This is a genomic window from Mesorhizobium sp. M8A.F.Ca.ET.021.01.1.1 (genome assembly GCF_003998025.1).
GTDB lineage: Bacteria > Pseudomonadota > Alphaproteobacteria > Rhizobiales > Rhizobiaceae > Mesorhizobium.
This window is the reverse complement of record NZ_RZSJ01000477.1, coordinates 1-4,929: the sequence shown is the minus strand read 5'-3', so window position 1 is coordinate 4,929 and position 4,929 is coordinate 1. Positions and strand designations below refer to the sequence as shown.

At 61.8% G+C, this 4,929-nt stretch carries 5 protein-coding genes; 2 read left to right on the top strand and 3 right to left on the bottom strand.

The genetic code is table 11. The annotated features are described in order from the left end of the window. Positions 1-42: 42 nt before the first annotated feature. Positions 43-1,062, bottom strand: a complete 1,020-nt coding sequence (locus tag EOA36_RS27560; RefSeq protein WP_189343746.1) for a fatty acid desaturase — start codon at positions 1,060-1,062, stop codon at positions 43-45. Positions 1,063-1,292: 230 nt separating this feature from the next. Here EOA36_RS27560 and EOA36_RS27555 point away from each other — a divergent pair, with 230 nt between their 5' ends. Both EOA36_RS27555 and bmt read left to right on the top strand, forming a co-directional pair. Continuing rightward, positions 1,293-2,150 carry a helix-turn-helix transcriptional regulator gene (locus EOA36_RS27555; protein ID WP_127280234.1) on the top strand — a complete coding sequence of 286 codons (858 nt, stop codon included), beginning with the start codon at positions 1,293-1,295 and terminating at the stop codon, positions 2,148-2,150. Positions 2,151-2,268: 118 nt separating this feature from the next. Then, positions 2,269-3,291 carry a betaine--homocysteine S-methyltransferase gene (bmt, locus tag EOA36_RS27550; protein WP_189343755.1) on the top strand — a complete coding sequence of 341 codons (1,023 nt, stop codon included), beginning with the start codon at positions 2,269-2,271 and terminating at the stop codon, positions 3,289-3,291. 17 nt (positions 3,292-3,308) lie between these two features. On the opposite strand, the gene EOA36_RS37440 is transcribed toward bmt, so the two are convergent. Next, positions 3,309-3,578: a hypothetical protein gene (locus EOA36_RS37440; protein ID WP_167531374.1), complete on the bottom strand. Its 270-nt coding sequence runs from the start codon at positions 3,576-3,578 to the stop codon at positions 3,309-3,311. A gap of 388 nt (positions 3,579-3,966) precedes the next feature. Continuing rightward, positions 3,967-4,929: YfbK domain-containing protein (locus EOA36_RS27535; protein ID WP_127280233.1), on the bottom strand; the 963-nt coding region annotated here is incomplete at its 5' end.

Here is a 4,929-nt window from a genome sequence, read left to right as displayed (position 1 = left end):
AATCAGAATTGGCCGACACGGCATCCACCCTATCGGCGGATCCTATTCCTTGGGTGGCTCGGCCGGGACCGGCACCGTGCCAAGTCCATTGATGTTGCGCGCCCTGACGCGCGGCTTGAACGCCCTGCCTGGCTCGGGCGCACGCCGCAGCACCGGATGCACGATCGGCTCCTTGGCCTTGAAGGCATAGGATTTGAGCAGCGCGAAATAGTTCGGGTAGGCATAGCCATTGTTCATCCGCAGCCATTCCTCGCGCCGGTCACGAAACAGCTTCGGCAGCCGGTACCAGGCGATCGTCGGGCTCTTGTGATGGACGAAGTGCAGATTATTGTTGAGGAACAGGAACGACAGCGGCGAGCGCTCGACGATCACCGTGCGGCCTTCCGGATGCTCCGACCACTGATGCTCGGCATAGGTGCGGATCGAGATCAGCGACTGGCCGAGCCACACCGGCACCAGCACATACAGCCAAACCGGCATGCCGAACCCGAACTGCACGACCGGCAGCACCACGGCAAGGCCGATCGCATGCAGCAGCCAGGCCTTGCGGATCGCCTTGTCGCCGGCAATCACATGCTTGGCATCGTCGATGAAGAAGCCGATGCAGGACAGCCACGGGCCGAGCACCAGACGACCAGCCATGGTGTTGTTGACCTTCAGCACGAATTTCATCAGCGGCGGCATTTCTTCGTGCATCCAGAGCGCCTGGTAATAGCTCTCGGGATCGTCCAGCGGATCGGTCAGGCGCTCGTCCGCATGGTGGCGCAGGTGAATGGTCTTGAAGCGGCGGAACGGCCACGCAAGACCGATCGGCAGGAAGACGAAGGCCTCATTGACCAAAGCGTTGCGGGTCGGGTGACCGTGCAGCACCTCATGCATGATCGAGGACTGCAGAGCCAATGTAACGGCCATGACGATAAGGGCCAGGATGGGATAGGATGGCCAGAGGAAGAGGCCGGCGGCGAACCATGTGCCGTAGCAGAAGAAAGTGAGGACCACGGTCGGCCATTCGATGGCCGGTTTGCTGCTTCGACGGATGCTCTTGCCTGGTATGCTTGCCATGCTATCGACCACTGTCCCTCAGTCGCCGGAACCCCAAATGGTTCCTGACAGCATTGTGTCAGGAGAAGTGATTCCACTCAACGCGACAAAGTGCACAAAATGTTGCGATTGCGCATTTTTGACTGCATATGTTGTACATTGTAAACAATCTTAGGGATTCATTTACGCCTGGGAGCCCTGCTGCAGGGGCTTCGGCGCAAATTTTTCCTCCGGAAGACGGGAGAAAGGCCATGGACAAGCGCGATCTGTCGACGATCTTTCGGGAGCGTCTGAAGCTCCTCCTGACACGCTCGGATCTCAATCAGTCGGCGTTCGCGTCAGCGGTCGGCATCGATCGGTCGGCGCTGTCGCAGCTGATGTCGGGCGCGTCGACACGCCTGCCGCGAGCCGAAACGCTGCTCAACATAGCCGCCGAATTCAAGGTGTCGCTGGACTGGTTGCTGGGCTTGAGCCAGGACGAAGGGGTGACCGGCGAAATCCGCGAGAGCCTTGAGATCGAGGAAGCGCCCGATGGCTTCGACCGCACGCTGCTCGCCAAATGGTTCGCCGAAGCCGCCGGCACCAAGATCCGTTATGTGCCGGCCGGCATTCCCGATCTGCTGCGCACCCGCGCGCTCGTCGACTACGAGGCCAACATCACCAACAGGAGCCGCCTGGCGCAGGCCAGCGAGACGCAATACCGCATCGAATACAACCGGCGTCCGGAAACCGACATGGAAGTCTGCATGCCGCGCCACACGCTGGAGATCTTCGCCCGCGGCCTCGGGGTGTGGGACCGTTTCCCGGCAGCCGACCGCCAGCAGCAACTTGCCCATATGGCGACGCTGCTCGACGACCTCTATCCGACCTTCCGCCTGTTCCTCTATGACGGCCGCATGCGCTATTCCATCCCGCTCACCATCTTCGGTCCCTATCGCGCCGCCATCTATGTGGGAGACATGTATGTGGTGCTGAACGCCACGCAGCCGGTCCAGGCGCTGACACAGCATTTCGACAATCTGATCCGTGCCGCCGACATCAACCCGCACGAAGCGGCCGCCTTCGCCCGCAACCTGGCCGGCATGTCGTTCGCATCAGGCTCAGCCTGAACACGCTCAGCATCGCAATTTCATTGACTAGACATAAAGACTTCTTTATATCCTTATTCGAATTTCCATGTTCGAATTCCCGGGCATGTTCGAATTACAAGACATGAAAGCCAATCCGATGACGACGAGCAATCCGATCGAAGCCCTGCTGGCTGAAAAGGGCGTGCTGCTGGCCGATGGCGCTACCGGCACCAATCTGTTCGCCATGGGGCTGGAGGCCGGCGAGGCGCCGGAACTGCTGAACGAAACGGCGCCCGACACCATCACCAGCCTGCACCAGAATTTCGTCGACGCCGGCGCCGACATCATCCTGACCAACTCCTTCGGCGGCACCCGCCACCGGCTGAAGCTGCATCATGCGCAGGACCGCGTCCATGCGCTGAACAAACGCGCCGCCGAGATCGCCCGCGCTGTCGCCGACAAGGCCGGCCGCAAAGTGATCGTTGCTGGTTCGGTCGGCCCGACCGGCGAATTGCTGGTGCCGCTTGGCGCCATGACCTATGACGAGGCGGTCGACGCCTTCGCCGAGCAGATCGACGGCCTCAAGGAAGGTGGCGCCGAAGTCGCCTGGATCGAGACCATGTCGGCGCCCGACGAGATCCGCGCCGCCGCCGAAGCCGCCATCCGCGTCGGCCTGCCCTACACCTATACCGGGTCGTTCGATACCGCCGGCCGCACCATGATGGGCCTGCCGCCGAAAGATATCCACGGCGTCGCCGACGGCCTGTCGCAGGCGCCGCTCGGCGTTGGCGCCAATTGCGGCGTCGGCGCCTCCGACATCCTGGCTTCGCTGCTCGATATGACGCAGGCGAAGCCGGAGGCGACCGTCATCGTCAAGGGCAATTGCGGCATCCCCGAATTCCGTGGCACCGAAATCCACTATTCCGGCACGCCCGAATTGATGGCCGACTATGTCCGGCTCGCCGTGGATGGTGGAGCCAAAATCATCGGCGGCTGCTGCGGCACCTCGTTTCAGCATCTGGCCGCGATGCGCAAGGCGCTCGACGCCCATACCAAGGCGGATCGTCCGACGGTCGAAAAGATCGTCGAGCGCATCGGTCCGATGCGCAACAAGGTGGCGACGGCAAACACCGCCGAGACCAGCGAAGCCCGCCGCGAGCGGCGGCGCGGCCGGGCCTGACGCGATTTCTTTTGCGGCTATTCGCTGTTGTCGGCGTAGCTCGACTGCGCCGACCTGAAATCGACGACATTGTCGCCGCGCATTGTCGCCAGCACACCCGATGCGCCCGGATCGGTAATCTGCTCCAGCATGGCGCGGAAGCGGTCATTGGTCAGCGCCGACATGGCGGTGTGACGCGCCTGCGCGACATCATCGCTGATGCGTCTGGATTCGGCTGACGGGGCTGATGAAACCGCCGAAGCATCCCGTGCCGGCGGAGTCGAGTTGGCGATGGTTCTGATCTGCAATTCCGGCTCCCTCAAGCCTTAGACATGACCGGTGTAGCGAGAGGAAATTGCTATCCGGTACCGGAAATGCAGCGCAATTTAACGATCCGGCGCGCTGCCCTAGGATCTGTTGAGATTCAGGTCAGGCCGAGCCGAAAACAGTGACTTTCGAGAACCGGAGCGGAGCGTACTTAAGTACGTGAGCACCGGAAGCGCAGGGAGCGTACTTAAGTACGTGAGCACCGGAAGCGCAGGAAGCCACTGTTTGCAGGCCGGCATCACCTGAATATCAACAGATCCGAAAAAAAGGCCGGCAAGGGAAAGTATCCCTCGCCGGCCTGCCTCACCCGCCCGTGGGCCGGCTATCAGAACGATCCCATCATCTGAAAGAAGCCGGCCTTCATCGCCACTACCGGTTACCGCCCAGCGCCGAGGCAAGGCGCACAAGCGAAAGGAACTCGGACCTGTACCCAAACGGGTCGGCTCCTCGGGCGGCAGTGGCAATCTCCATGATCTTGTCGTAGCCGAGCTTCGCGGTCGCATCCTCGTCGCGCAGCTTCTGGCCGAAGGCCGCCACCGCGACGGAGAAACGCTGGTCGGTGCTCGCCTGGTCGAAGGAAGCCACCTCGTTGGCAGAGGTCACCGGCGTGGTGATCAGCTTCGAGACGTCCTCGTTGGGCAGCTTGTAGCGTATCTTGACGAAGGCATATTCGTCCGCATTGGCAACGCCGCCATTGTTGACCGTGGCCTGACCATAGCGCAGCGGATCGATCTGCTCGCCGCCACTGCCTTTGGGCGTGATCTCATAGATCGCGGTGACCGAATGGCCCGAGCCGATGTCGCCGGCATCGACGCGGTCATTGTTGAAATCCTCGCGGTTGAGCGCCCGGGTCTCGTAGCCGATCAGGCGGTATTCCGAGACCTTGCTCGGGTTGAACTCAACCTGGATCTTCACATCCTTGGCGATCGGGAACAGGGTCGAGGAGGCATCCTCGACCAGCACCTTCTCCGCCTCGGCCAGCGTGTCGATATAGGCGGCGGTGCCGTTGCCGTTCTGTGCGATGGTCTGCATCATCTGGTCGTTCAGATTGTCGTGGCCGAAGCCGAACACCGACAGGAAGACACCCGACTTGCGCTCCTGTTCGATCAGGCGCTTCAGATCATCGTCGTCGCTCTGGCCGACATTGAAGTCGCCATCGGTGGCCAGCATCACCCGGTTGACGCCATCCTTGACGAAGGATTGCTGGGCAAGCTTGTAGGCCTCCTTGATGCCGGCCTCGCCGGCCGTCGAACCGCCGGGCGTCAGATTGTCGATGGCGTTGAGGATCTTGTCCTTTTCGGCCGCCTTGGTCGGCATCAGCACGGTGCCGGC